Source organism: Bradyrhizobium sp. SRL28 (genome assembly GCF_018596315.1).
Lineage (GTDB): Bacteria > Pseudomonadota > Alphaproteobacteria > Rhizobiales > Xanthobacteraceae > Bradyrhizobium.
This window is the reverse complement of record NZ_JAHEAG010000063.1, coordinates 1-24,385: the sequence shown is the minus strand read 5'-3', so window position 1 is coordinate 24,385 and position 24,385 is coordinate 1. Positions and strand designations below refer to the sequence as shown.

Sequence of the window (24,385 nt, the reverse complement as noted above, 5' to 3'; positions counted from 1 at the left end):
GGACGGGGCCGACCGTTAGCTTTTGATCATTTCGCACGTCAGATTTTTGGCCTAGGCTTGTGACGAGCGGCAAGCAACATGGGGACCACGGGTTGAACGAAGTTGATTTCGAAATACTTGCGGGATTGCCGGCATCGGGGCCGGTTGCGGCAGCGTTTCCGGCGAGCAATCTAGGTTTTAGCGAAGGCCTCGTCATAAATGTTCGATCTCCATCAGCCGAGGTGTGGATCGGAAACTTTCGATACGGCGAGAATGATCACACCGCTTTCTACATCCATCCTGATGGGAAGAGGCTGGTCGTGATCGCGGGCGGATCGGACTATCTTGTCGATCCGCGTACGAAGGAACTGCTGGGACAAACGACAGACAACATATCCTTTTCGTGTCAGGTGCCCGAGCTAGAGATCATCGTGTTTGGAGATAACATTCGATTTTGGGCGGAAGGCAAAGACGGAAGGCAGTGGACCACGGAGCGATTATCTTGGGACGGCTTCGCCGGGATATCCGTCACGGGAGGTATACTGATTGGGAAGTGGTATTCAGCAATAGACGGGAACTGGCACGAGTTCAGGATGGACTTAGCATCTGGCGATGTATTAGACCTGACCTTCGAAGCCGATTTCCGTCGAGTAAAGCGCGTAATCGAATAAGGAGTTTCCTCTCGGGGTGAACGCGCGCCCGAAGATGATGGTCTGTTATTGGCACCTTTGAGACATGCCCGCCTATCCTGAGAATGTCCGTTCACCGGGGTAGACCGGAAGTCGCCGTGGTCCGGCCAAACCGACGCGATTGCCCCGAAGCGGACCACTCCGGTGAGCCGGTTGATGCCCGTTACCCGGTGGCAACCGGAAGAGGCGTGGCCGCCATGGCAACCTCCAATTGAATTCGAACTTCACCAGAGACCGTTTATTAACTAACCACTCGGTCGGCAGCTCCACGCGAACACCATTCCTTTATCGGTCATGGCTAGGTTCCGATTGCCAGAGAATAAGGCCCCAAGGGGGGAGATGTGCAGAGTTCGCAGAAAAGTGGGTACGACGTGGCTCAACGCGCGGCTCAAATGCTGCGAGGAGAGGTGATCGATTTATTCGCGCAGATCGAGCGTGCCGTTAGTACGGTCCTCGTTCACGCCGCCGCTTTACCCGAATACAAGGCCCTAAGACCGGCGTTGCCGCACCTAATGGGTCAAAAGCTGGAACGTCTTCGCAAATTGATGAGCGAAGCCGGCCCCTTGAAATCGCGCATCAGTGGAGTTGCGCCCCTCGTCGAAAAGCTCGCTTCATTCGAAGACCTTCGACATTTTATGGCACACGGCACAGTAGAGGTGGCCTTAAAGCAGGACGGCGAGCCGATCTACATTTTCCGCATGATCTGTGATCCCGATGGCAAGACAGATCCCACTCTTACTCTCACGCGACCAGAAGCTCAAAGCCGCAGGGCGCGTCTCGCGGACATTACAAAAGCCTTGGCATCGAAGCTCGAAGCCACAACGGACGGCAAGGGAAAGCAGCCGAAGTAGAGTGAATGCGCACTTCCGCTATTGATGCACTTTTCGGACCTGACAGGCCGGACTGATAAAGTCCGTTTATGGGGGCAAAGCAGACCTCGCCAATGCGGGAATGACCCAAACCAGACGTGGGAAGGACGTTTATATTCAACGTTGTCTGACTGAGTTGTATTTCAGAGTGATTGTGAAGTGGTTCACGCCCTGGAGGACCAATTCAAGCTAGTGTTGGGTAGAGCCTTCTGCATGCAAGAGCCGATGACGTGGTCGTCATTCTCCAAGCAGCCAATGCAAGAGATAAGGCTTTCCGCACCATGCAGCTGGGCCGTGAGCACAATTGCAATGGGAGGAAATCATGCGTCTTCACCTGACGATAAGTGCGATGGCAGTGGCCGCAATCGCATCGACGGCGACATATGCTCAGAATGTCGGTTTCGGCACGCCCGCCGAGGCGAAAGCTATGCTCGAGAAGGTCGTCATCTCCATGAAAGCCGACCCGGCAAAAACCGTCAGCCAAATCAATAAGGGTGAGGGAGGCTTTCGCGACCGTGATCTTTACCCAACTTGCGCAGGCCCTGACGGCAAGAACATCGCCCATCCCGACCCTGCGCGTATTGGCCTCGTGCAGAGAGACATTAAGGATGTCACGGGCAAACCCTACGGGGCGGAATTTGCCTCTGCGGTCGAAGATAAGATCACAGAGGTCACATACATGTACCCGCGCCCCGGTGAAGATAAGAGACCGGTTGAGAAAGTAGGGCTCGTTACGAAGGTGGCTGGCTATATATGCGTCGTCGGATACTACAAATAGATTGTAGTTGCGACGCCTTTCTTTCGCGGGATCATGATGTCCGCTTTGGTACCCGTCCGTGACGATGTCCGCTTCCGGGGGGAAAACGGAAGTCGCTGGCCGAAGGCCAAAGTGACACGAATGACCCAACGCAGACATCGGCGGCGTCCGGCCTAGGTCACACGGCGGATGGCCTGCCGACCATTGATTTCTCCTAGGTTTCGAGTTCAACTTCTTTATGCGTCCTGGGGGTGGAGGCGAAGATGAGCGGGCTCGAATTCACCAAAGAAGCCGCAAAACAACTGGAAAAGACCTATCTCACAAGGGACGTGGTGGCGCAACGACTGGAGACAATTCGACAGCTCAATTTGTCTTGTGGGGAGAGCGTCCTGGATATCGGATGTGGTCCGGGCTATCTGTGCGAAAGCATAGCGGAGATTGTTGGGCGTCATGGTGCTGTCGTCGGCATCGATGTCTCGACCGATCTAATAGCCCTCTGCAATCAGCGGAAAGCTTCAGCGTGGCTTTCATATGCGGTCGGCGACGCAACTCAAGTGAATCAGGCAGATGCGTCGTTTGATGTCGTCGTATGCACTCAGGTTGCCGAGTACGTTCCTGACGTTGACCGCGGTCTTTCAGAGGCATTTCGCGTCCTGAAGCCGGGCGGCCGAACGGTTTTTGTGGCAACGGATTGGGACGCTGTTGTGTGGTATTCTGAAAATCCAGAACGTATGGCCTTGGTCATGAAATCATGGGAAGAGCACTGTGCTCATCCGCATCTCCCAAGATCCATGGCATACAAGTTAGTCAATGCAGGATTTCGATTTGACGGTGCAGCCATCTTTCCGATCCTCAATCTGCAATGTGATGATGACAGCTACAGCAAGGGACTGGCGCAGGGTATTCGGGATTTCGTCGCGCGCAAGCCCGACGTTTCGGCTGATGATCTGAGCGCGTGGCATGGCGAGTTCGAGCACCTGAGCGAAGCAGGAAGATACTTCTTCAGTACCAATCGATACATCTTCAAAGCGTCAAAACCTACCACGCACACCGGTTGAAATGACCGCTATTGGCACATCTGAGACATGCCGACGCAGGCCAGCGATGTCTGCTTATAGGGGTAGAGCGGAAGTCGTCGGTATGTGGCCAAACCCACGCGAATGACACCCAGAGCGGACACGGGCCATGACAGGAGCACTATCGGCCCGAAGCTTCAGGGAAAACCCGCACTGTTTGAGGGGGAAGTCCTTATAGTCCATCTGCACGTTTGCCATACATAATGTCCGTTGGACCTCGCATTAAGTCAAAATGGTTGAAAGATAAGCGAGCAGGAGAACAGCGATGCTCTTCGAAGGAGGGTACACCTATTCTAATTTCTTGATGAATATGATTGCAATATTCGCATTCGTCGTTTGGTTCTGGCTGCTTGTCATAATCTATGGTGATCTGTTCAGGCGTCACGATATCTCCGGTTGGGGTAAGGCGCTGTGGGTTCTCGCGCTAGTTCTAACCTCTTACCTCGGCATCTTTGCCTACCTAATCACCCAAGGACGAGGTATGGCGGAGCGCAATGCGCAGCAAGCTCAGCAGGCGCGCGACGAACTGCGTCGCGTGGTCGGCTACAGCATAGCGGATGAAATCAGCAAGCTCGATCAGCTAAAGAAATCTAGATCGATAACAGACGACGAGTTCCGGCGTCTTCGCGCCAAACTCGTCTAGTGTCGAGCGCTGCGCGATCAGGGGTCGTGTGATGCCGCTTGTGGCGCCTTAAAATGCCAACCAGCTTTGAGGATGTCCGTTTGTTGAGGAAGACCGTAAGTGGCCGGCGCCCGTCAAATCGACGCGAATGATCAATCATATTTAACCGTTGGTCGGTTGCCGGCACGAGTGCTATTCTTGCGAAGGGAGGTCTAATGGCCAACGACGCTGTTAAAGCGGCCATCACTCACGATCCCATACTTGTGGACCTTGCGTTGCAGGGCGGTGGCTCGCATGGGGCATTTACTTGGGGCGTGCTCGATCGTCTGCTCGAGGAGCCGTGGCTTGGAATCGATGGCATTTCCGGCACGTCGGCGGGTGCGATGAATGCCGCGGTGCTTGTCGATGGTCATGCCAAAGGCGGGGCCGCGGGTGCCCGGGAAGCTCTGGAGAATTTCTGGCGCCGCGTCTCCGAGGCGGCTCGCTTCAGTCCTTTGCGGCGCGGCCCCCTCGATGTGATTCTCGGCCGCTGGACTCTTCCCCTATCTATGTCGCCATGGATCTCATGTCTCGCCTAGTTTCGCCCTATGACTTGAACCCGATGGGCAAAAATCCATTACGTGCGATTCTGGCAGAAACAATAAATTTCGAGCGGCTGGCAGGAGCACCGACGAAACTCTTCATCACGGCAACCAATGTCCGGACCGGCCGCGGTCACGTGTTCAGGAACAACACTGTTACGCCGGACGTTCTGCTCGCCTCCGCCTGTCTGCCCACCATGTTTCAGGCTGTAGAGATTGAGGGCGATCCATACTGGGACGGAGGCTATTCTGGCAATCCCACGATCACGCCTCTCATTCGAGAGTGCAAGTCACAGGATACCATTCTCGTTCAGATCAATCCGGTTGAACGCGAGAGTTCGCCGCGCTCCGCCCCAGAGATTCTCAACCGACTGAATGAAGTGTCCTTTAACGCAGTTCTGCTGAAGGAGCTGCGCATGATCGCCTTGCTTCGGCAAGTCGCCGATCCGGGCAACAGCGAGGGGGCGCAATGGGCCGGCATGCGTATCCACCGCATTGCGAGCGAGATATTGACCGAACTTGGCGCTTCCTCCAAGCTCAACGCGGAATGGGAATTCTTCTACTTGCTGCGCGATGAGGGGCGAAGGTCGGCGCAAGTCTTTTTGGAGAGCTATGCATCGAATCTTGGACGCCGCTCCACTTTGGATTTTGATGTCTTATTAGAACAGATCTGACGAAGGGTTGCGGCGTGCTTTTAACCCGCGGTGATTCGGTGATCGTCGTCATTCATGTAAGGCGGAATTGCCACACGCCTGCCATTGTTCCCCGAATTGCGGGCCCCATTTTTAGACTTCAAGCACCGAGCAATGAGCCGATCATCATCGAGCCTAAAGCGGCGCATTTTGCGAAATCGCTCCAGGAAAATCTTTGGGATTTCAGGCAGGAAAGGGGGCCCCATTTCGGAGGGCGCGCCCGTACCTGACATCGGCGCCCGAAGGCATCACGGACGCACAACAGCTCGTTGCGGCGGCGGGACAGACCGACATTTAGGGAAGAATGTTCGACGAACAAGGGAGCCCTCGAATGTACACCAATATTCTCTTGAGCACGGACGGATCGGATGTCGCCAGAAAAGGTGTTGAGCATGGGGTTGCTTTAGCAAAGGCTTTGAACGCTAAAATGACAGTCATCACCGTAACGGAACCGCTGCCGGTTGACTATGGAAGCGGTCACGCCTCGGGATGGATGCCCTCGCAGGAAGAGGTAGAGAGCTTTGACGCGGCCAGCAAGGAACGTGCGGGCAAAGTGCTCGGTGAGGCTCGAGCTATGGCGGAGCAGATCGGGATATCTGCAGAACTTTTGCATGTTCCGAATGCGCACCCAGCCACTGCGATTATCGAAACAGCAAAGTCCAAAGGCTGCGACTTAATTGTCATGGCCTCTCATGGGCGTCGCGGCCTCAGGAAGCTATTGTTGGGGAGTCAAACATCGGAGGTCCTAGGGGACGGAAGCGTGCCGGTGTTGGTAGTGAGCGGACATAATTGATCTCCCGACGGCCGAGGGTGCCTACGCATGGAGGATCACCCCAGACCCCGGCGCTGAAGAGCACCAAGGCTAGTCCGCCGCTTTCTATCGTGAGCACGACAATGCTAGTGGCGAGGAGACCTAGACCGAGGGTGATCATAAGCGTGCTCCCGTCTGAGGGGGGGCCGCAGTGTTCGCGCCCGGTGCCGAGAGCCTCGTGAGCAGGCGGGAGACCGCCGTTGGGTGCCATCTGTCCCCGCGAGGCGCTGGTATCCCTTGATCGTTCAGAGCCTCAGCGATACTGCGGACGCTTGTCCGGCCTGAGGCCTGCAGGGCGCTCACGATGCCTTTGAGGTCCAGAGCACGCTGAGTTGCGTTGGCTTTGATCTTGGCGACGGCATCGGCATTGCCAACCTGCTTTCCTCGGAGCGCCCGAGCACCGTTAGGATTGCCAAGCTGACCCCACGCGCCTTAGCTGCGGCTAGAGCGGTTCGGGTGTTCTCTGAAGTCGTGCGTCCCATGCGGTGGTCGGAGGTGAGCTTCGCGAGAAACTTGTTGTAGGAGATGCCGGCCGAAGCGTTGACGCCCGAAATGCTGGCCACGGTGTCGAACACCACAATCGGGCGTGACTGCCGGCGGTCGGCTTGGCTACCGAAAGCGTCTCGGCACTGATCAAGCAATCGCAGCGATTGCCCAGCGAACTTTACTGGTCGCTGACCTGGGACAGAGGCAAGGAACTCGCGGACCATCAACGCCTGACATTGGCCACCGAGGTCGAGGTCTACTTTTGTGATCCTCGATCTCCCTGGCAGCGCGGGTCAAACGAAAACACCAACAGATTGCTGCGCCAATATCTTCCGCGTGGCACCGACCTGTCCTTGCACAGTCAGGCCAAGCTCAGTGCCATCGCGAGGCAGCTCAATGAAAGGCCGAGAAAGACCTTGCTCTATCAAACGCCGGCTGAGAAGTTCGCAGAATGTGTTGCAGCGATCGGTTGAACTCGCCACCCAAAGCGGGCATCGGGGGCTGGTCGGTGCCCGAGGTGGGTGGAGTGCCCGTCTCTAGTCTACGTCCCGTGCGCGTCCCGGTTCGGATGAACTATTTCGTCAGCAGACGCCCTGGTCGGCTTTGGAGAGCAACAGTCCGCCTACAACCTCTACGCCAGCGCGGCGAAAAAATTTGAGGCCGATGGGTGCGGTGGTTCGGGGACGCAGAGTCCAATCAACGACAGCTCGTGATGACGCAACGGCTGGATCGATTCCTGCAACGCTCAAGGGCAACTCGTCGAGCGACATTTGCGCTACGGCTTTGACCCGAAAAACGTCCGCTGCGACCTCGCGCAAAGCAGGTCCACAATCGTCCGCCTAACTGCACGGTTTCAACGAAATCTTGAGCGCTCTCTTCTTCAGCCGCCCCGTACACAGCGGTGAAGGCTTTCGCGTCACTTTCCGAAAGAGCTGCTTCGCCGCTCGCGAATACAGGCGTCCCCATCGCAAGCAAACAACATAGAGTTACCAGAGCTTTGGCCATGGAAGCCCTCCCTTCGTTTACTGAGGGCACTTTGATTACGTAAAATTGGCTTTCTAACGGCGTGCGCCCCGCCGGGGCGAAACTGCGCTGCCCGCGCGCTGGGGCCGACGCCAACCGTCTATGACGGCGGTGTCGAATTTGCCAGGCGACCGATCCACCGCCTCTCAGGCTACGACCTGCGCAAGCTCTCAAATTGTCGTGGGCATCGCTATTGTTTACTCGCCATTGTTTGCAGCCCTTGCCCGATTGACTTGATGACGGTGCTGAATGCGCTTTGAAGCTGGCCACCGCCAGAAACGGCGTCCAGCTCATCGTCCTTCAAGATTCGGACGTCTAAGGCTGCCTTCTGTGTTTGATTCAGCGGCTTGCCGGTCTGCGTCATGTTATCTCCCACCCATTGAACGATTGCGACCGGGGTTGAATGAGGCAAATCCTTGCGCTGAAGACTGTGATCTTTGGCACAGAACGGGTTTCGTTTTGGTTCGCAATCCAGCGCCTGACTGCCTATCTTCGGACCATGTTCCGCAAATCGATGTAAATCCCGCCAGAAGTTGCTCGCTGAGGAGCCGGCGCCCCTGTGCGAAGCGCGTCTACTCGAATCCGTTGATGCAATTCCGGCGTCCTCGATCAAAATGGCGGAAGAACTTCGCAAGACCGCACCGGAGTTATTCGAAAAAGCGTTGGTAGATCGGGTTCAAGTGGTCGGTCCCGATTTTGCCCCGGCAAGCGCCGCCGAGTTTGTTGAGATTCTGATCCGAACCGTTCAACCTAATATGGTGATTGCGTGACCCATTTTGCTAAGATCACCAAGTGATCTGCCGAGGATTGAACTGCACCACCGAAGACTTGATCAAGGCGCATACAGTCCGCCCGATAACACGTCGGACTGTCTCATATTGAACACCTTCTGATTGTCGAAAGGACTAATACAGGGCACCCTGAGTCAAATCTGGCGGTGCTCAGTGAAACGAATCCTCATTGCTGACGATCATGTAACGGTACGAGCAGGCCTGCGCGCCATCCTGGAAGCGCGCGCAGGCTGGGAAGTCGTTGCTGAGGCGTGTGACGGCAGGGAGGCAGTTGCCGTCGCCACTGAAAAACGGCCTGATGTGGCGATCCTTGACCACTCGATGCCGTTTATGAACGGCGTAGATGCGACACGGTGCATCAAGGAGCACCAGCCGACAACGGAAGTACTCATTTTCACCATACATGACACGACCGAGTTGGCATTGTTGGCGTTCCAGGCGGGTGCCCGCGCTTTTCTGGAAAAATCTAACGCGAATAAAATGCTTTTGGCTGCTGTTGAATCCTTGATGGCTCATAAGCCGTTTTTCTTCGGCGCGTTTTCCGGCGAACTACAAGACGGCGCGACCGCAAAGCGCGACCCAAGCCAGATACTCACGCATCGAGAGGAGACGGTCGTTACATTAGTTGCGCAGGGGTACACTAACAAGCACATCAGCGCGATGCTAAATCTCAGCGTGAAGACAACAGAGACGCATCGAGCCGCGGCCATGCGCAAGCTTAACATAAACTCGACTGCAGGCTTAGTTCGATACGCGGTTCGGAATAACTATCTCAAGGCGTAGAGACGCCCCCGCCGGAGACTGAGTGCTTGTGCCGCCGCGCGGATCACCCCCCACTTTCCGAACAGAAACAATTCATGAGCACAAAAGCAAGGTGCGTAGCGTCGCGCAATATTGGGAGAGAGCGGCCGAATTTGATGCGCTCGCCGTAACGGCTACCGTTGAGGGGCTGAGAAAGCGATATAGCGACATCGCGGCCTGCTATCGGCTGCTCGCAAAAGAGCGAGAATGGCTGGTTGGCAGGGGTGCGATTGAAGGCGAACCGCGTATTGGCCACGCCCTGCTTGAGCAAGGCGACGTGCTCGTTGTTGGGCATGGAAGCACCCTCATGAGCGCTACTTTCCTGACCGAGGTCGGGCTCTTCATTTTGTTCGGAATGCTTTGAAAGGAGCGCGCGATCTGCGTAACCCGCAGCCGATGCGAGGTCTAGGCTTCAGCATGCTTGATGGTTGAGACCGGCCATCTTCCCTCGTGACCTTTGATGGAAATCCTAAGCCCGTGCAATTCATCCAGCCAAACGTTCTCGACAGTGCCTGCTTTTCCGTCGGTGAGCACGACGGCTTTGCCGATCAATTCGGATTGCGCCGCACCGTACTCATCCAAGATTCTTGACGCTCGGCGCTTCCCTGATGGCATGGCGCGCCCGTGGCGGGAGCCGAAATAGGCGGTCCACCCCGTTCGGTCCACATGATCACGACCTGGTCGTCCCGGCCATTACACGACACGTCCAGCGTGCCGCTTGCAACTGACAGCGATCCGTACTTTGCCGAGTTTGTTGCCAGTTCATGGATAACCAGGGCCAGGGTCGTGCTCGAACTTTCTCCAACATTCATCTTCGGCACCGAGACGCGAATGCGAACGCTGGCCCCCTTCTCATCATATGGAGCAAGCAGTACCGAGATAAGGTCACCGAGAAGCGCTGCTTCTCTTTCCCGACCGGCATGGGACGAATGAGGTTCTGAGCACGTCCTAACGCCATCAGCCGACTGGTCAGCTCTTGGGCCATATCCTCTTTCGTAGCCGCAGACCGCGAAGTGATCTGAGTAAGCGCGGTTGCAATAGTCAAAAGGTTTTTCACCCGATGACTCATTTCACCCGCCAGCAATTCGTTGGCTTCTTCGGCCTGCTTGCGTTGGGTGACGTCGAGGAAGATGCCAAACATAATTCGGTCGGCTATGTCAGCGTCGTCGCCCTGACCCCGCGCGGAGATCCAGCGAATATCAATGCCCGACAGGATCCGGAAGTCGATTTCGTAAGCGCCTACGACCGCACGCGTCGCGGCGAACGCAGACCTGACCCGCTCCAGATCGGCGGGATGAATGTTCCGCGACAGGATCTCGAATGTGATCTGCTTCTCGTCCTTCGAGACTTCCCATAGGTCATATGCGCGTTCATCCATAGTGATGGCGTCGGTGTCGACATTCCATGACCACAACGCTACGCCGGCCGCGGTGGTTGCAGCCCGCAAGTGCTTTTCGTGCCAAACCGGCATGGACACTTCGTTGGAAGACATCCGGCCTAGCGCCCTTCCTTTGTCGATGGCGTTTTCAGCCCGACGCGGACCTCGCGATCGCCACTTCGTCGATTGCAGACATGACTGCGCCGGTCGCAGTCTGATGGATCATGTGGCCGGCTCCGGGAACGCGGTGAAACCTGCTCTGGGGGACGTCGCTGTGCAACCGCGCCGATTGCGCATCGATATCGACCAATCGGTCTTCGTCGCCTGCGACGATGACCAAGGGCATCTTCAAATTCGCGTATTCGTCGCGGTAGTGAAACGCGTCCGGAATCATAAGCGCCGACTCCGCAGCTGACGCGCGAATCTGAGAGGGACGAAGGGCCATCTCTTTCGGGAAGCCCTCAAACTTCTTCGGCATCGACCGCGGACCAAAGATTTTGGCCATCAAAAGCGGCCACATAACACGGCTTACGATCGGTGAAATGGTGTACCGCAAGACATCGCCTACTAACGGCAGGGCGGGGGCGGATACAGCAACCACGTCCGGACGCAACGTCGGATAGTAATAGCCCGATGCAAGAACCAGGCCTTGGACCAGGTTCGGATATGTCAGCGCCAGCGCAACTGCGACAGAAGCGCCCCACGAGTGCCCCAAGATGATTGCATGCGGGACGCCCAATCGATGGAGCGCGCTGTTAATCAGTTCAGCCTGAGCTGCCGGGGTCCAGACAACATTACGCGGCCGATCACTATGGCCGAAGCCAGGACGATCGAAAACGATGACGCGATAGTTCCTAGCGGCCAGATCAATCAGACCGCTGGTTTCGAAATCCTGGATCATGCTGCCGTTGCCGTGCAGCAGGACCAGCGGCGGGCCTGAGCCACGTTCGACGTAGTGGAGCCGGACGCCGTTTACCTCCAGGAACTGACCAGCGGGCGGATTGTCGTTCTCAGCATTCCTGGCCAGGCGGCGGTTCACCAGGGCGGATATGGCCAGAGCTCCTGCAGTCACGGCTGCAGCCACTGCATAAGGATGCGATTGGGCGATGGTACGGGCTTTATTGGCAAGCGGCCTTGGCAAGCGTGTCCTGAGATAGGCTGCGGTCATCATATGCACTCCATGGGGCGTGCACGAAAATCCTGGACAATCCAAGAAGTGTTGCAGCGAAGAGCGAACAACCTACTCTGAGGTTCGTTCCAATAGTGCCTGGCGCCCTTCGAGGATTGCGTAAGACGGCAGAAGAAGCGCTGACGCCTGAATGGCTATCAGGGGTTCCAAGCGTTGCGAGCAGTCTTATATGCTTACGCAACGAAAGGGCTTCCAATGAAATTCGATGTTCTCATTGTCGGCGGCGGGCCTGCCGGATTAAGCGCCGCGCTTATTCTTGGGAGGTGCCACCGCGAAGCATTGCTCTGCGATGAAGGACATCAGCGCAACCTGAGTTCGCACGCGATTCACGGCCTGCTCGGACGGGAAGGTCGGCATTCGTAGATGAGGCGCGGCAAGAACTCAGCTTTTACAAGTCGATTTCGGTGCGCGGGACACGAGTAACCGATATCATTCCAAGGGGCGACGAATTCGAGTTTATGTGTGCGGACGGAATAACCGGCAGCACTTCGAAGGTCTTGCTTGCCACGGGTCTCGTTGACGAGCTTCCTGAATTAGCGGGGATCGAGTCTCTTTACGGTGTTTCCGTGCACCATTGTCTATATTGCGACGGCTTCGAATACGCGGGGAAGCCAGTAGCTGCATTTGGCAAGGGGGATAAAGGGCTGAGCTTGCCATCATGATGAAGCACTGGATGGCGGCTGTTGTGGCCTGCTGCGATGGGACTGAGGTCAGTACGCAAGCGAAGCGAAAACTCAAAGAGCACGATATTCCGCTGCGCTTGGAGCCCATTGAATCCCTCGAAGGTACGAACGGAGAGCTCACAAAGATCGTATTCAGGAGCGGGCCGGATCTGCCCCGGGCAGGTTTGTTTTTCTCGATGGGCTGCCATCAGGCCAAACGCCTTGGTTGCAAGCGCGATGCAAAGGGAGGCGTCGTGACGGACCCGGACACGGAGGAAACCAGCGTCCCGGGCGTATATGTTGCGGGTGACGTGTCGCGCGACGTTCTTCTTGTCGCCGTAGCCATAGCGGAAGGCGCGCAGGCGGCCGTAGCTTAACCGTCTGCGATAGCTGCCAGCAGACGGTCGAGGAAAGCCGCTTGCCCCGTCACAATTTTCGCGCGTGCCTCCTCAATTTCAAACCACGCGGCGCGATCGAGTTCGGGAAACATCTGACGCCGCCCAGATCGCGGTGGCCACTCCACCTCGAACATATTGCTCTTGAGATTGGCGGCGTCCCAGTCATGTTCAACAGCCCATACGTGAACGATCTTTCCTCCCGGCTGCTTCGACTGGCCCAGCGACACAGACTTACCCCGCGGACGGTGACCGGTTTCTTCCGCAAACTCGCGCTTTGCTGCGGCGAGGGGAGTTTCACCCGCCGCGATCAAGCCTTTTGGAACCGACCACGATCCCAAGTCCTTCCTGCGCCAGAAGGGTCCTCCGGGATGACCGAGCAGGACTTCGACGCCACCGTCCCTTAACCGATAGAGGAGAAGCCCCGCGCTCTGTTTACTGGATACGGATGTTGCCACTATCGCACACGCTAGGCTGCACGGGCAGCAGTCTACCGCTTATTGTGGAGATGACGAGGGGCATGGCATTGGTTAGACCCGCGAAATCCGCCCGCGAGGTTTTGGGCGTACTTTGCGTTGCACCTCACCCGACCCGAGACCAGCGGAGAGGGGGCGTGGGTTACAGGCACCAGAGGTATGGGTGGGCCCACCGGAAATGCATCCCTCTCGGATTGGCAACGTCCGTGAGTTGTCCGTAACAGCGCGTTCCGCTAAATTTTGAGGAAGATTCGGAGGGTGCCGGTGCGCAAGGGCACGGATTTTCTTCTCAGGCTCAGACCGTGGTCTCCGGAGGCCTTTGCGGTGGCCTTGCTGGCGACGATCGCCGCGAGCATTGTCCAGGAGGCGATGGCCTCGTTTGGCGTTTGCGCTGCACTTCGCGACCTTCTTCGTGGCGATCATCGGAGTAAGTCTTCTGGCGGGCGCTCCGGCGGGCTCCTCTGTTGCCGCGATCGCCATTCCTAGCGTTTGGTGGGAATTTCTGCCGCCGCAGTTTGAATTTTCGCCGCTTAATGGCGACGATTATCATCGTTTCGCGATTTTTCTGGTGTGCAGTGGGCTGGCAATTTCCTCCTGCAATCTCTACCGAGAGGCTCTCGCCATCTTACGCAGATGATCTCGGAAACACCTTCCGACTAGCGCTCGGCGGTGTTGAAAGCGACGATGCGGATCGGGTGCTGTTTTGGCTGGTCAGCAGGTCTCGGATGACAGTTTCGAGGTCGGTTGCTTCGTAGTCGGCTTCAGCCCCAGCTCCCCAAGCCGTCGGATGGCTTCGGCGTTCTATCGGAGGGTCCAAATGTAGATGCCGCAGCACAAAGCTATCAAGATGGCGATTGCCCATTTCCAGGGGGGCGATGAATGCATCTTGTCTCCTAAGCGATCGCGGATTTGGTGCATTCGGAAGAGGAGACCAAGTTGAGGCTACATTCCGAAAGCCGGGTGCCCGGGTTGAAATGCAAAAGCCCGGCTTTTGGCCGGGCGATTTGCAAGTAAGAATAAGTGAATGACCGGATGGAAGTGAATGGCTGAATGTTAGGGGAGCCAAACTCGGACCGTCTGTGAACTGTTTCACATTTCCGGCGATTGTTTTCGCAGCTGAAAAGGAAACGGCCCCAGCTACTGGAAAGAAAGCTGGGGCCGCCTTCTCCCGGTTTGGGGCTTTGGGGCTGAAAAACCGGAAGCCCGTTCCCTACTCTCTCAGCCCGCAGAAGTTCCAACATCATCCCTGTTTATTCCAACCTCCCCACGGCCTGGGCTAGTCTGAGCAAGATGGTTACGTGGATTAGGGAGCCCGCCGGTTCACGCTGGCGGGCCATCGCGCGAATTACTACGATTGGCGGACCGCCCAAGCAGTAAATGCCGTGGCAACTACAACCGCGAAGCTAAGGATCGCCGAGATGTACCGATGTTTACTTTTGGCATCGAGGCCAAGGCGCTCGCATTCACCTTTCGTGAAATAGTCCTCATAGACATGAGCAAGTCGATTGCGAAAACGCTCAATTGAGCTTTGGAAGTCCCAGAGCACGAGGAGTGAAACAATGCCCACGACAAACGCGCTCCCGATCAATAGGTCGTTCCCAACCGTCCCGGCCGTGAACTTACGGGAGAGGATGTAGAGGGCGGCGAGCACAAGCCATGTATAGTTAGTAACCTGGAATTGCTCCTTCTTGAGATAGATAAGGTTATCGCAAGCGTCCTTATACGCCTGCGACACATGGGGCTTCATTTCTGAAGCCATTACTTCGCACTCAACGACCACGCCTTCTTGGTCGGGTTTTTTAGACCATTCCTTCGCGTGCTCGTTAGCAAAAACCTTCAGGTGGTCCTTGTCGTCAACCTGCTTGCTGGTGTTGACGTGGATAAAAACTTTCGTTGGTCTCTCTTCAGCTTGCGCTTGCCCCAATGGTGATCTTTCCGCTCGGGATTAAAGACCCGTTCGACGTGACGATTCAACGCCCGCATGACGCCGATCCGCGCAATCATCGTTGGCCCGCCACGGCTGCATAACAGCAAGACCTGGATTGCCGTTTGCCATTCCGGCAAGTCGGATTCCTTCTTCGGCAACTTCGTAATGTAGTCGGCCGTGTCCTTCAGCGTGAGCAGCTTCCGGCCGCCCGGCAACGATATCGGATCTTCGAACTCGCGGTTCCAGTCTTGTTTGCGCTCTGCCATCTCCCCGCCCTAGGACATCCAATCCGAGGCGGCTGGGCGGAGCAAGGGGTACGCCAGATCCGAAGCTATTTGATTAGGTGCATTAGCAGGGCCTCACAGGCCTTCTCGGCTTCGGCAAACGTCTTAAAGGGTGATCCGCCTACCCTGATGGCCGTCCTGTTGAAATTGATGGGACGCCAAGAAGCTACAAAGCCGGGCTGCCCGTGGAGTCCAGGGCCACTCCTACTCTCATTGCTGATTACAAATGAGTAGCCGAGTGCACTCGCGCTCCAAATCTCTAGCTCCTCCGTCGCGGGAGCAACGCGGCTGAAGTGCAGGGCCATTCTACGATCCAGCGTTCCAAACGGCCCCAGGAATTCGACCTGGGGCCGCCAACCTTTGGCAGGTCTGCTTCCGGCCAGGGGGCTTAGGGGCATCGGCCGGAAGTGAGGATTCGACGCTGAGGCGAATACAAGGTTCCTGCGGAATTGGGACCCTGATGACTACACCCCCAATACCTAGCGGCTTGCCAAATCGTTCATGGTTTGTGCTATGCTTCGCCTTAATGAAGAGCGCCCGTGAAATCGAGATCCTTTTCAGGCGGCTTCGCCTCTACGACCAGCTAGGGCGCAGAGCGGAGGGGCTCGTCCGCACAATCCAGAGGGTGATGAAGGAGCGCTATGGACCTAGAAGACGTACGTTCCGAAATCGAGCATATGCGCGTCCAGGTCGGAAGACAGCGTAAGGAGATCTTGCAGCTTCAACGTGCCGGCATCTCGACTGCGTCGGCTGAGCTTTTGCTGGTGAGGATGCTAGCGAGGATTGAAGGACTGTGCGCCGAGCGCGACCGGCTCAAGAAGGAGCAGGATGGTCCGATGAAAGGGCGCGTGCTTGGCGGCCGGAGCTGGTGATGCGCGAACAATTAAAATGGTACGACGACAAAGCGCGGACAATTCGTCTTGGATCGACGCGCTTGCCGAACTGCGGCAGCGAGCCACGGGAGAGGGCCACTGCTACCAGCACGTCCAAGGCGATCACCGTTGCGATCGATCAGTACGCGGAGAAGGCGCTGGGCAACCGTGACTACTTTCTCAACAAGCCCTACGGCGTCGGCTAGTCCGACTACATTGGCAATCGAGCCCGCCGGTTCATGCTGGCGGGCCATTTCGGATGAACCTTTGGCGCGGCAGGACGACCAACATGTACCCGGGATTTTGTTAGTCCCTCTCGGAAAGAGATTCAGCGCCGCCAGCGACCATTTCAACGCTAGGCGGCGTTGCGTTGTCCGAGCGTCCTAATTCATTTGTTTGGATTGACTCTCGTTGTTCCCGGATTGAAACTCGGGGGCACCAAGGCGGGCGCCGGCGATGAAGGACTATCTGGAGCGGGTCGAAAAGCTTCGAAAAGACGCCGCCGAATGCGCTCTGATCCGCGACCTCGCAACGGACCAAGCCAAGCGCGACCTATTTGACCGCCTCCACAGTCACCTCACGGTCCTCGCGGACCAGGTTGAGCAGGCGATATTGCAACGAAAGACCGGGAGCTGAGGCCTCCGAATTGCGAAGTACAGCGCGGCGCAGATCGCGACCGCTATGCAAGCTGTATCCGTTTGTCGCCCCTCGTTCGTGCGCGTTTATGTCCATTTGTTGGACAGCGCATCCGTAGGGCGAGCAAGTCTTTGAAAAGACTGGCGCTCCCTAGCGGCGCGACTTCAACTTCGACTTGATGCTTGAAAAGTCGATATCTTTTTGGATTTCTTCGTTCTCTTGAGCTTGCTTGCAGCAGTTTCATTCCGCCAACGCCGGTGCGTCGGCCGTCGGCGAGGTCCGGTCCAGAGGGCAAAGCGGACCTCGTGGCTGCGCTGCTCGAAGTCAGAAAATGACCGATACTGTTGCAACGGACGACGCTGAAAATCTAGCGAAAATTGCTTCTGGGCTGTCTCTACGGCTGCAACCCTCCTTAGCGCCGATACGAAGATCGGTGGTCGTTTTTGTGTGAAACGTGTGATCCCCTCACGTCGCCGCGTGCGAAATGCATCAGTGGTCCTAAGAAATTTCGCTCGTCACCCCAAAAGGACTTTTTCAACACTATCGACCGAAGCCGACTTGGGCACGCAAAATCTCCTGAAAATCTGCACAAAATTGAAACCGGCTTTTTGGCTATGATGTCCACGCTCCATTTCGCCGTTGTCCTACGTTGCTGGCAGACCGTTGCCTTGCCGCTGTATCTGTATTTGAGAAGGCTCTGGGGCGACGATACACAAGAAGTTGTCGTGGTGGCGAACCGTCGCTATGGCTTTCACTTAGCTATGTTGGTGTTGGTCGTGTTTCATCGAGATAGGCCATTCAGGCTGTGAGCAACGCATTAAATGCTTTCTTCCGGCTTCTTCATGGTGACCGCAACTTGAAGACATGGCGTGCTGCCGTCCTGCTCGCAAGCGCAACTACGTTTATCGCCTGTCTTACCCAGACCGCATTTGTAACCGAATGTTGCTACGTTGTGGGGGAGAGAAGTAGCGAGCCCGCTCTTGGCCTGTTGCTTATAGGATGGGCCGGGGTGCTCGGGAGTTGGCTTCACCTGCCGCTTTTCGTCCTAATAGTCGCAGGATGGTTGTGCGCCTGCGCAAGATGGTACGTTGCTGCCTTGATCTGCGCTTTCTCTTCCATCGCCGTGATCGGTAGTTTTCACGAACAGGTGCTTCCCAATGCTGGCTATGCGGCTTGGCTTGCCAACCCCATCATTGTAGCCGCCTGGTTCTTCTATCTTGCCGACAAGCGATCCCCGGCGTTGATCTCTGCGGTCCTTGCGTTGGGACTGACGCTGACGTTTCTGGGAGTAGCTACCGTGCCAATCGGTCCTAAACTTGGCGAGGTCGAGATTATTTCATACGGAAGAGGTTATTGGCTCTGGATCGCAAGCGCTGGGATACTCGTGGCAGGCGTGAGTGTGAGTAACCTGCCTCTTCGTTCCAATGCGTCGAGGTAACGGCAAGCCCGATTCTGGCACAAAGCGAACCTGCCGATCCTCCCAGCGAATGTCGGCTATGAGGGGTAAAGCGGAAGTGGCTCGGACATCGCCAAACCGACTCGATTGACCCATCGGACTTCCGCGAGGTTTCGATTCTTCTATTCCGCCGGTCTGTCCGGTGGCGACACGCCATGAATTATGATGCGTCCAAGTCATGACGGTGGCAATGAATAGTGCTCTCTCTCTACACTTCCGCATCCGGTGAGTTCAACGCATGTTCGTTGGTAGCTGAGTCAATTCTGCGCACGGCCAAGGACGGGGTCGGACCCAACGGTTTTAGAGGCACTTCTGGAACATCACATTCATCCCGACTCTACTCTCCTCCCGTATCGCGTAAAGCGTTGGCTTGACGCTCAAGTTGGCGGGCGCTTCGGAACAATTTCTGACCATTCGCCTTGTTGCAGGTGGAGCGCAGCAAATGTTCAATCCTTTGATGTTGTTGGCAGCCGAAGCAAACGCAGTAATTTCGCTTCGGATGATGAAGCTGATGCGAGGGGGCAGAAGCGCCCGGCGCGAAGCAATTTAATGGTCAGCGAAAAGATAAACGCGGCTTTCGAAGCTACCGCAAGTCTAGTGGCTGGTGCTTCCGGAGATGAAATAGTTCGTCGATACCGACAGCATGTAGCGAAAAATGCGAAGCGGCTTTCAGGTCGGGGCCGAAACCGTGTGCTCAAGCGAACACGACGCCGACGTAAGTAGCGTTGCAGGCATAGACCTTCAGGTCTGAATGCCAAATAATCTGGAAGAGCCACAGTCTCATGTGGAACTTCCATAACTTGCCGTTTGGAACGTTAAACCACTGCGCCTGTTGTCTTTGCACGAATGACCCCCGTGGTCGCAACTCATCCTTTGGAGTGTCAGATGAGAAAACGCAAACCGGCAACGGCGTCGAAACACGCGCGCAGCCCGAAAATAGTCACGAAGGCCCAGCGGGCCGCTCAGGCTATCGTCAGAAGCCCGAAGGTCCGTCGCTCGGTTGCAGCAAGCTCGGCTGAATCGCGCCCCAAGCCTCCTAAAGACTCAAAACCAACGGCTCCGCTCGCAATGGAAAATCCAGTTACAGCCCTACAAGAAGATGTCTCTCAGGCGATGACGGATAGCAGCTTGAGCAAAGGATTTGATTTATCTTCAGCCACCGCAAACGTGCGCGCTTATCAAGCAAAGCTGCTGGAATTGGCGCAAGCTAACATGACATTTGCTTTTGAATTCAGCCAGAGGCTGGCGACAATTCGGTCACCCGTCGAGTTTTTTTCTGTCATTGCAGAATTCACAAGCAAGCGGATCGGGATGTTCGGCAAGTATTCGAAAGAGATGGCTGAACTAAGTACCAAGCGGACAGCCTAAGACACAAGGCCATCACCTATTCGCCGTACAGACTTTCGCTTCGGCGCTAGCCCTACCGACGCGAGTTCACTAACTTTCTCCACCCGCACCATATGGTGCGCTGGATCGAAGTCGAATGACCGTCATCCCAATCAAATCGAAACTCCGCTCCAAGCAATCCCGACAAGGTCCGGTGTCGATACTTTTCCAATAAACGCAGTCACCGACTTTTAGCGTTCTGAATTGGTTACCGTAAATCATTCTTTCTGTGCGTTGGTATAGGACGTTGCCATCGTTAGTAGGTGGACAGCGGCAGTTCCTAACTCTTGCATGTCTGCGTCGGCTTTGTAGACCCCTGCGGCACGATTGTATGCGACCGCTACCGTTGCGCAGGCATCAGTCACGAAGTCTCCGACCCGGCGGTTCTCACGTTCCAAAACCATCTGCATCGCAGCTTTCGACGTAGCTTCGGCAATTTGACCATCGTCCAAATCTGGTTGGGAAAAATCCAAATCGGGGGGACGGCATTTCTTGCTGATGTCTTCAACGGCGCGATAGAACTCAGGCTTTCGCACTTCATCGGCTTCTAGATAGCTTTTTAGGAATCGCCGCGCTCTTACTTCAAGCTGTTTGCGATCTTGTCTAACCTTCTTCTGGCGCTCACGCCGCTCGGATTTGAACCAATCAAACATTCGCACTACCCCTGCGAGATTGAGCACGGCCCCGCGCCCTCTCGGGGGCATGGGGTTGAGGCGGGGGCCGCGCCGGGCCACCGATACGCGTACAAAGTAGGCCGCAAACAAAATGGTTCGTGGACACAGTTGTTCCTAAGTGCAGGCAGCCCGTCGCCGACTAGCAAAGCGGTCTGAATGTCGCCCCGCGGGTCGCGGTTACTGTTCGCTTTTGCGGTCAGGCGACGCCTCGCCATCAAGCCAATCCTGTTCGTCCGCTAACGCTCTCCAAGCTGCTTCCATTCGCCTGTACCGCTGGCGAGTTGGCTCGTTGGAAGCACCTTCCGCGAGGTAGCCGCAGTTCTCTGCGTTTTGACGGTATACTTCAGATTGCTTCATAACTTCCTCGATACCTAGCCCACGGAATTCAGCCGCCTGGAGGAACGCGGGTTAGCTTCGCCTGTTAGGGCCTAATGAACGATCGTGTCTACCTCAGTATCATCTGCGCGAGTATTCTGATCCTCGTGACGGCATTTGCGCTGGGAACGCCCGGATTAAAATCGGAAAGCCCATCAGAGAGGGCACATTTGCTGCGCCTCCCAACGCCGGAAGGCAGCAACCTAAAGGGCCGTTGAACTAACGGGGCCGGTGTGCCTAGGAGCCGGACCCATAGCCCCACAGCATCGTGAGCGGCCGGTTGCTCGGCATACAAGCGGAATTTAGGGGTATTGGATGGAGGCGCAAGATCACTAAGACGGCAATGGCCGTTTCGTTGCTGTGCGGGAACACCAACCCCGGTCGGAGCTTCCATTCATACAAAGCCGGAGGAAAGCCCGAGGAGCAAGGAGACGCCCAAAGACGATCCCATGCAGAAGTCCGATCAAGGGTCCCATTGACAGACGGACAAGCCATGGAAGGGTAATCCAGAGAAGGAACAGCGAAATGACGCCGCCAAGATCGATCTAGAAAAATGGCGGGAACCAAAACGCATTGAATGCGAATTCGGAGATACGTAATGGCGGCAAATGTGCTCACAGGCGACAATGCACGGACAGGTGCCGTGAAGAAGTGGTCGCAGCGACAGCGCGGATGAACGATGACCGCAGCCCACTCTTGGACCTGATGACTTGCATTGTTTGCAAACGCACCATGAAACTTGAGAAGGTCGACCCGGATGGGGAGGGTAACGACCTTATCCAGTATCGCTGTGGCGTATGTGACCGGACCGAAATACTGCGTCTCTTTCGACGATCCCGAACAAGTCCGTGACCGGCAACGCGACACTGGCTCATGCGGCAGCCTTGTCCTCCTTGTCCGCCCCCGCGCCACGATCTTCAGGGCCTCATCCAGCAACGGCCGTTGCAACGCCTTCGCCTCATCCCATGGCCGGTCTTTGGCGCGATCTTTGACGCGAAAGACCATGGCGGTCTGATGAGCGTTCATCCCGACGCCGATGCAGCTCAGATACTGGACCCGATGCGTGGGTCACGGAGAGTTTCGAGCTTGCGAAGAAGTTTGCTTATGCCCGCCCGTCAGTACCGGGAAGGATGCCGTGCAATTGACGCGCGAGCGAGCTGCCAAAATCAACGGTGCAGTCTTCCGGAACCATGTCACGGCGTCTGGCTGCACACGCTGCCATGCGATGAAACCCACGCGACATTGCATGAAGAAGCCCCGCCGTTGTGACCGGCGAGGCTTGATGGCGAAAATGATGCTTGATCGCAGAGGAGCTGGCAGCCCTCCTGCGCGCTACCGCTAGGCCACTTCCGAAATTGGCACAAAGCGTCAGTTTGCGCGGTGCAAGGCGATGTCCGGAGTTGGGGGTAAAGCCGACCTGCCGATTGAACGCCCGGACTTCTCGGTTTGACCCTGGCTGTGCAAAAACTCAAAAATCGAAACGCGACGAAGAATGATATTTTTCAGTTCGATTTCTAAGTTGAAGCCCCTTGCGCGGTGAGCGACTAAAACGGTCTTGGACGAACAACTTCTTCTATCGCGATTGAGTGTCTTCGCCTTTTCACACAGCCAAGCCAAGGCGGACATGGGCAGCGGCCCGCTTAAGTCCGCTTCCGACGCTTGGCTGATACGTGATTCGGGCACATTCCGGGCTCGGTCGTGATCTCGCCATGTTGTCGCCCCGTTGCGCATGGAAAGCTCGCTGCCATGCTCGCCTTCAGGGTCATCTTCACCGGTGCGGCGATAGGTACGCTAATCCTGGTTGCGGTCCACCAACGCGCCTTGCGCCCGGCCGAGGTCGCCTCGCTCGAGCAACCGTACGAAGCGCCGGCGCTGGAGTCCGACCGCCTCGACGGTCTGGTCAAGCTACGCGAGCAGATGATGCAGGCCCTGCCGCGGCCGCAGCCCGAGCCCGCCCCCGAGCCACCATTGCAGGAAGTCACGCTTGGCTCGATGCCTGATGCTGCTTCCGGTCCATCGTCGGCCCACGCCAAAGCAGGCGACGATTTGATCGGGACAAGATCGGTGCCGTTCGGTCACTATGATGCCACCCAACCGGCGCCGACAACGAGCGATGAGACCGGTGTTGCCTCCAACCCAGCGCCGGCGACGCAGGATTTCCAATATCTCATCTATTACGTCTGGTCCGAAGTGCCGCCCGCCGAGAAGCCGGCGGAGACCGTCCTGCGTTCGCTCAAGGACATCCCGGTCGGAACGCCGGTCGAGGAAATCAAACGTGCTTCCGACGCGTTCGGTCTCGATTTCAATTTCATGAAAGCGGTTGCCAAGATCGAGTCCGGTTTCAACCCCAATCAACGCACGGGGTCGTATATCGGCCTATTTCAGCTGAGCGAATATGAGTTCAGCAAATTCGGCTTTGGGCAGATTCGCAGTCCCCGCGACAATGCCGTTGCGGCCGCCTACAAGGTCATTACCGAAGGCATCCTGTTCGAGTGGATCACGCACCGGAAGCCGGACTTGAACGATCTTTACCTGATCCATCAGCAGGGCTGGGAAGGCGCCGCCGAGCACATCAGCCAGCCCGATCGCATCGCCTGGAAATCCATGTGCGCCACCAGCGAAGGCAGGGAGAAGGGCGAGAAGTGGTGCAAACGCGCGATCTGGGGCAACACCCTTCCGACCCTCAAGAAGGCGTGGAAATCGGTGGACAAGGTGACATCGGAGGCGTTCGTCGGCATGTGGCGCGCGCGGGTCGCTGAATTCTATTCGAAGTACATGGCGACCGCCGTCGCCGCAGGGGCGAAGCAGTAATTCCGTTGCGTGGTCGGCAGAAGCTGTCGCATCCCGCCGCCGAGCCCGTCTCACTTCACGATTCAGAAATCGCCGCTAACGAGGAGGTCGACCAAGTGCCGATGTCTACTCATGGCCCCTTTGAGACATGCCGACTGCATTGAGCGATGTCTGCTTTCAGGGGTAACTCGGAAGACATTTGCTCACACCGAGTTCTTCTCAGTCTGACCCGAAGCCGACAAGAGCAGCACCGCTGACCCAACACGTCGAGCCTTCCGCCGACGCTAACGTGTCGCAGCCACAGACATTGCAGTGGCCTTGCGGAACGGACGGAAACGTCTGAAAATTCGTTTCAGGGTCTCTTTGGATCCTGTTCCGGCGAACCGTGGAAGTCCCAGATCCAGCAGATTTTTTTCCTTCCGCCCGATTTTGGAGCCCATTATGGCGACATTCACGCGATCGCGAAGCCTGCTGGTTTCCGTAAGTCTTGCCGCACTCGGCGGCACGGCACTGGCGGCGCTGCTGGTCGGGAGCGGTTTTATTCTCGCGGACGCACGCGCAACCGCCGTGGATGTATCGCTGCCGCTCGCCGACGCCGATATTCCGAACTGCGGCACGCCGACTGCAACCGCCCGGCCGAACATGATGTTTCGCCTGGCACAGACGGAAGTGCCGCGCGCCGAGATGAGCGCAGCCAGCCCCGCGCCC

The 24,385-nt window shown here is 56.6% G+C and carries 27 protein-coding genes and 4 pseudogenes; 21 read left to right on the top strand and 10 right to left on the bottom strand.

Going from position 1 to position 24,385, the window contains the following annotated elements; all coding sequences use genetic code 11:
- Nucleotides 1-92: 92 nt before the first annotated feature.
- From KIP88_RS41965 to KIP88_RS41935, 7 genes and pseudogenes are all read left to right on the top strand, one after another.
- Entirely contained in the window at nt 93-650 is a 558-nt protein-coding gene (locus KIP88_RS41965) for a hypothetical protein (protein WP_214493955.1), read from the top strand.
- Between the two features lie 425 nt (nt 651-1,075).
- Complete coding sequence (locus tag KIP88_RS41960) at nt 1,076-1,519, top strand: hypothetical protein (RefSeq protein WP_214493954.1); 444 nt, start codon at nt 1,076-1,078, stop codon at nt 1,517-1,519.
- A gap of 340 nt (nt 1,520-1,859) precedes the next feature.
- Complete coding sequence (locus KIP88_RS41955; RefSeq protein WP_214493953.1) at nt 1,860-2,315, top strand: cache domain-containing protein; 456 nt, start codon at nt 1,860-1,862, stop codon at nt 2,313-2,315.
- A gap of 242 nt (nt 2,316-2,557) precedes the next feature.
- The gene (locus KIP88_RS41950; protein ID WP_214493952.1) at nt 2,558-3,352 is read left to right on the top strand and encodes a methyltransferase domain-containing protein; all 795 of its coding nucleotides are present in this window, start codon (nt 2,558-2,560) and stop codon (nt 3,350-3,352) included.
- 283 nt (nt 3,353-3,635) lie between these two features.
- Nucleotides 3,636-4,013 (top strand): PLDc N-terminal domain-containing protein, encoded by a 378-nt coding sequence (locus tag KIP88_RS41945; RefSeq protein ID WP_214493951.1) that lies wholly within the window; start codon nt 3,636-3,638, stop codon nt 4,011-4,013.
- A gap of 194 nt (nt 4,014-4,207) precedes the next feature.
- Nucleotides 4,208-5,247, top strand: a pseudogene (locus tag KIP88_RS41940) (patatin-like phospholipase family protein).
- Nucleotides 5,248-5,596: 349 nt separating this feature from the next.
- The gene (locus KIP88_RS41935; protein WP_214493950.1) at nt 5,597-6,058 is read left to right on the top strand and encodes a universal stress protein; all 462 of its coding nucleotides are present in this window, start codon (nt 5,597-5,599) and stop codon (nt 6,056-6,058) included.
- A 135-nt stretch (nt 6,059-6,193) separates the two neighbouring features.
- Here the strand turns inward: KIP88_RS41935 and KIP88_RS47290 are convergent, their stop codons facing one another.
- Nucleotides 6,194-6,379 (bottom strand): recombinase family protein, encoded by a 186-nt coding sequence (locus KIP88_RS47290; protein WP_308163769.1) that lies wholly within the window; start codon nt 6,377-6,379, stop codon nt 6,194-6,196.
- A 317-nt stretch (nt 6,380-6,696) separates the two neighbouring features.
- Here KIP88_RS47290 and KIP88_RS41925 point away from each other — a divergent pair.
- Nucleotides 6,697-7,035, top strand: a pseudogene (locus KIP88_RS41925) (IS30 family transposase); the annotation flags it as partial.
- Between the two features lie 740 nt (nt 7,036-7,775).
- Here the strand turns inward: KIP88_RS41925 and KIP88_RS41920 are convergent.
- A complete protein-coding gene (locus tag KIP88_RS41920; protein WP_214493949.1) occupies nt 7,776-7,949 on the bottom strand; it encodes a hypothetical protein in 174 nt (57 codons plus the stop codon).
- A gap of 250 nt (nt 7,950-8,199) precedes the next feature.
- On the opposite strand from KIP88_RS41920, the gene KIP88_RS41915 reads away from it, so the two are divergent.
- From KIP88_RS41915 to KIP88_RS41905, 3 genes are all read left to right on the top strand, one after another.
- Nucleotides 8,200-8,355: a hypothetical protein gene (locus KIP88_RS41915; protein ID WP_214493948.1), complete on the top strand. Its 156-nt coding sequence runs from the start codon at nt 8,200-8,202 to the stop codon at nt 8,353-8,355.
- A 174-nt stretch (nt 8,356-8,529) separates the two neighbouring features.
- Nucleotides 8,530-9,159: a response regulator transcription factor gene (locus tag KIP88_RS41910; protein ID WP_214493947.1), complete on the top strand. Its 630-nt coding sequence runs from the start codon at nt 8,530-8,532 to the stop codon at nt 9,157-9,159.
- 22 nt (nt 9,160-9,181) lie between these two features.
- Nucleotides 9,182-9,541 (top strand): hypothetical protein, encoded by a 360-nt coding sequence (locus tag KIP88_RS41905; RefSeq protein WP_214493946.1) that lies wholly within the window; start codon nt 9,182-9,184, stop codon nt 9,539-9,541.
- Between the two features lie 41 nt (nt 9,542-9,582).
- On the opposite strand, the gene KIP88_RS41900 is transcribed toward KIP88_RS41905, so the two are convergent.
- From KIP88_RS41900 to KIP88_RS41890, 3 genes and pseudogenes are all read right to left on the bottom strand, one after another.
- A complete protein-coding gene (locus KIP88_RS41900) occupies nt 9,583-9,792 on the bottom strand; it encodes a PRC-barrel domain-containing protein (RefSeq protein ID WP_214493945.1) in 210 nt (69 codons plus the stop codon).
- Nucleotides 9,793-9,806: 14 nt separating this feature from the next.
- Nucleotides 9,807-10,648 (bottom strand): annotated as a pseudogene (locus KIP88_RS41895) (sensor histidine kinase); the annotation flags it as partial.
- Nucleotides 10,649-10,703: 55 nt separating this feature from the next.
- Nucleotides 10,704-11,723, bottom strand: a complete 1,020-nt coding sequence (locus tag KIP88_RS41890) for an alpha/beta fold hydrolase (RefSeq protein ID WP_214493944.1) — start codon at nt 11,721-11,723, stop codon at nt 10,704-10,706.
- Between the two features lie 216 nt (nt 11,724-11,939).
- On the opposite strand from KIP88_RS41890, the gene KIP88_RS48775 reads away from it, so the two are divergent.
- A complete protein-coding gene (locus KIP88_RS48775) occupies nt 11,940-12,107 on the top strand; it encodes an FAD-binding protein (protein WP_214493943.1) in 168 nt (55 codons plus the stop codon).
- A 295-nt stretch (nt 12,108-12,402) separates the two neighbouring features.
- The gene (locus KIP88_RS41880; RefSeq protein ID WP_214493942.1) at nt 12,403-12,783 is read left to right on the top strand and encodes an FAD-dependent oxidoreductase; all 381 of its coding nucleotides are present in this window, start codon (nt 12,403-12,405) and stop codon (nt 12,781-12,783) included.
- Here KIP88_RS41880 and KIP88_RS41875 read toward each other — a convergent pair.
- On the bottom strand, nt 12,780-13,259 hold the full coding sequence (locus tag KIP88_RS41875; protein WP_374226587.1) for an NUDIX domain-containing protein: 480 nt from the start codon (nt 13,257-13,259) through the stop codon (nt 12,780-12,782). The two genes, KIP88_RS41880 and KIP88_RS41875, sit on opposite strands and share 4 nt — an antisense overlap.
- Nucleotides 13,260-13,656: 397 nt before the next feature.
- Here KIP88_RS41875 and KIP88_RS41870 point away from each other — a divergent pair, with 397 nt between their 5' ends.
- A complete protein-coding gene (locus KIP88_RS41870) occupies nt 13,657-13,914 on the top strand; it encodes a DUF4118 domain-containing protein (protein ID WP_249791431.1) in 258 nt (85 codons plus the stop codon).
- A 711-nt stretch (nt 13,915-14,625) separates the two neighbouring features.
- On the opposite strand, the gene KIP88_RS41865 is transcribed toward KIP88_RS41870, so the two are convergent.
- On the bottom strand, nt 14,626-15,201 hold the full coding sequence (locus KIP88_RS41865) for a hypothetical protein (protein ID WP_214493941.1): 576 nt from the start codon (nt 15,199-15,201) through the stop codon (nt 14,626-14,628).
- A complete protein-coding gene (locus KIP88_RS41860; RefSeq protein ID WP_214493940.1) occupies nt 15,114-15,470 on the bottom strand; it encodes a hypothetical protein in 357 nt (118 codons plus the stop codon). Before KIP88_RS41860 ends, KIP88_RS41865 begins: the two co-directional genes overlap by 88 nt.
- Before the next feature lie 889 nt (nt 15,471-16,359).
- Between KIP88_RS41860 and KIP88_RS41855 the strand changes: the two genes are divergently transcribed.
- The 5 genes from KIP88_RS41855 (at nt 16,360) to KIP88_RS41835 (ending at nt 19,820) form a co-directional block, all read left to right on the top strand.
- On the top strand, nt 16,360-16,566 hold the full coding sequence (locus tag KIP88_RS41855; RefSeq protein WP_308163768.1) for a hypothetical protein: 207 nt from the start codon (nt 16,360-16,362) through the stop codon (nt 16,564-16,566).
- Between the two features lie 250 nt (nt 16,567-16,816).
- Nucleotides 16,817-16,996 carry a hypothetical protein gene (locus tag KIP88_RS41850; protein WP_214493939.1) on the top strand — a complete coding sequence of 60 codons (180 nt, stop codon included), beginning with the start codon at nt 16,817-16,819 and terminating at the stop codon, nt 16,994-16,996.
- A gap of 1,096 nt (nt 16,997-18,092) precedes the next feature.
- On the top strand, nt 18,093-18,434 hold the full coding sequence (locus KIP88_RS41845) for a hypothetical protein (RefSeq protein ID WP_214493938.1): 342 nt from the start codon (nt 18,093-18,095) through the stop codon (nt 18,432-18,434).
- Between the two features lie 388 nt (nt 18,435-18,822).
- Nucleotides 18,823-19,002, top strand: coding sequence for a hypothetical protein (locus KIP88_RS47280; RefSeq protein WP_249791429.1), 180 nt, complete (start codon nt 18,823-18,825; stop codon nt 19,000-19,002).
- A gap of 335 nt (nt 19,003-19,337) precedes the next feature.
- Complete coding sequence (locus KIP88_RS41835; protein WP_214493937.1) at nt 19,338-19,820, top strand: phasin family protein; 483 nt, start codon at nt 19,338-19,340, stop codon at nt 19,818-19,820.
- A gap of 236 nt (nt 19,821-20,056) precedes the next feature.
- Here KIP88_RS41835 and KIP88_RS41830 read toward each other — a convergent pair whose 3' ends face one another.
- Both KIP88_RS41830 and KIP88_RS48770 read right to left on the bottom strand, forming a co-directional pair.
- Complete coding sequence (locus KIP88_RS41830; RefSeq protein WP_214493936.1) at nt 20,057-20,491, bottom strand: hypothetical protein; 435 nt, start codon at nt 20,489-20,491, stop codon at nt 20,057-20,059.
- A gap of 1,267 nt (nt 20,492-21,758) precedes the next feature.
- Nucleotides 21,759-21,856 (bottom strand): annotated as a pseudogene (locus tag KIP88_RS48770) (SOS response-associated peptidase); the annotation flags it as partial.
- Nucleotides 21,857-22,633: 777 nt separating this feature from the next.
- Between KIP88_RS48770 and KIP88_RS41825 the strand changes: the two are divergent.
- Both KIP88_RS41825 and KIP88_RS41820 read left to right on the top strand, forming a co-directional pair.
- Entirely contained in the window at nt 22,634-23,698 is a 1,065-nt protein-coding gene (locus KIP88_RS41825; RefSeq protein WP_249791427.1) for a lytic transglycosylase domain-containing protein, read from the top strand.
- A 420-nt stretch (nt 23,699-24,118) separates the two neighbouring features.
- On the top strand, nt 24,119-24,385 hold a 267-nt coding region (locus tag KIP88_RS41820; protein WP_214493935.1), incomplete at its 3' end, for a hypothetical protein.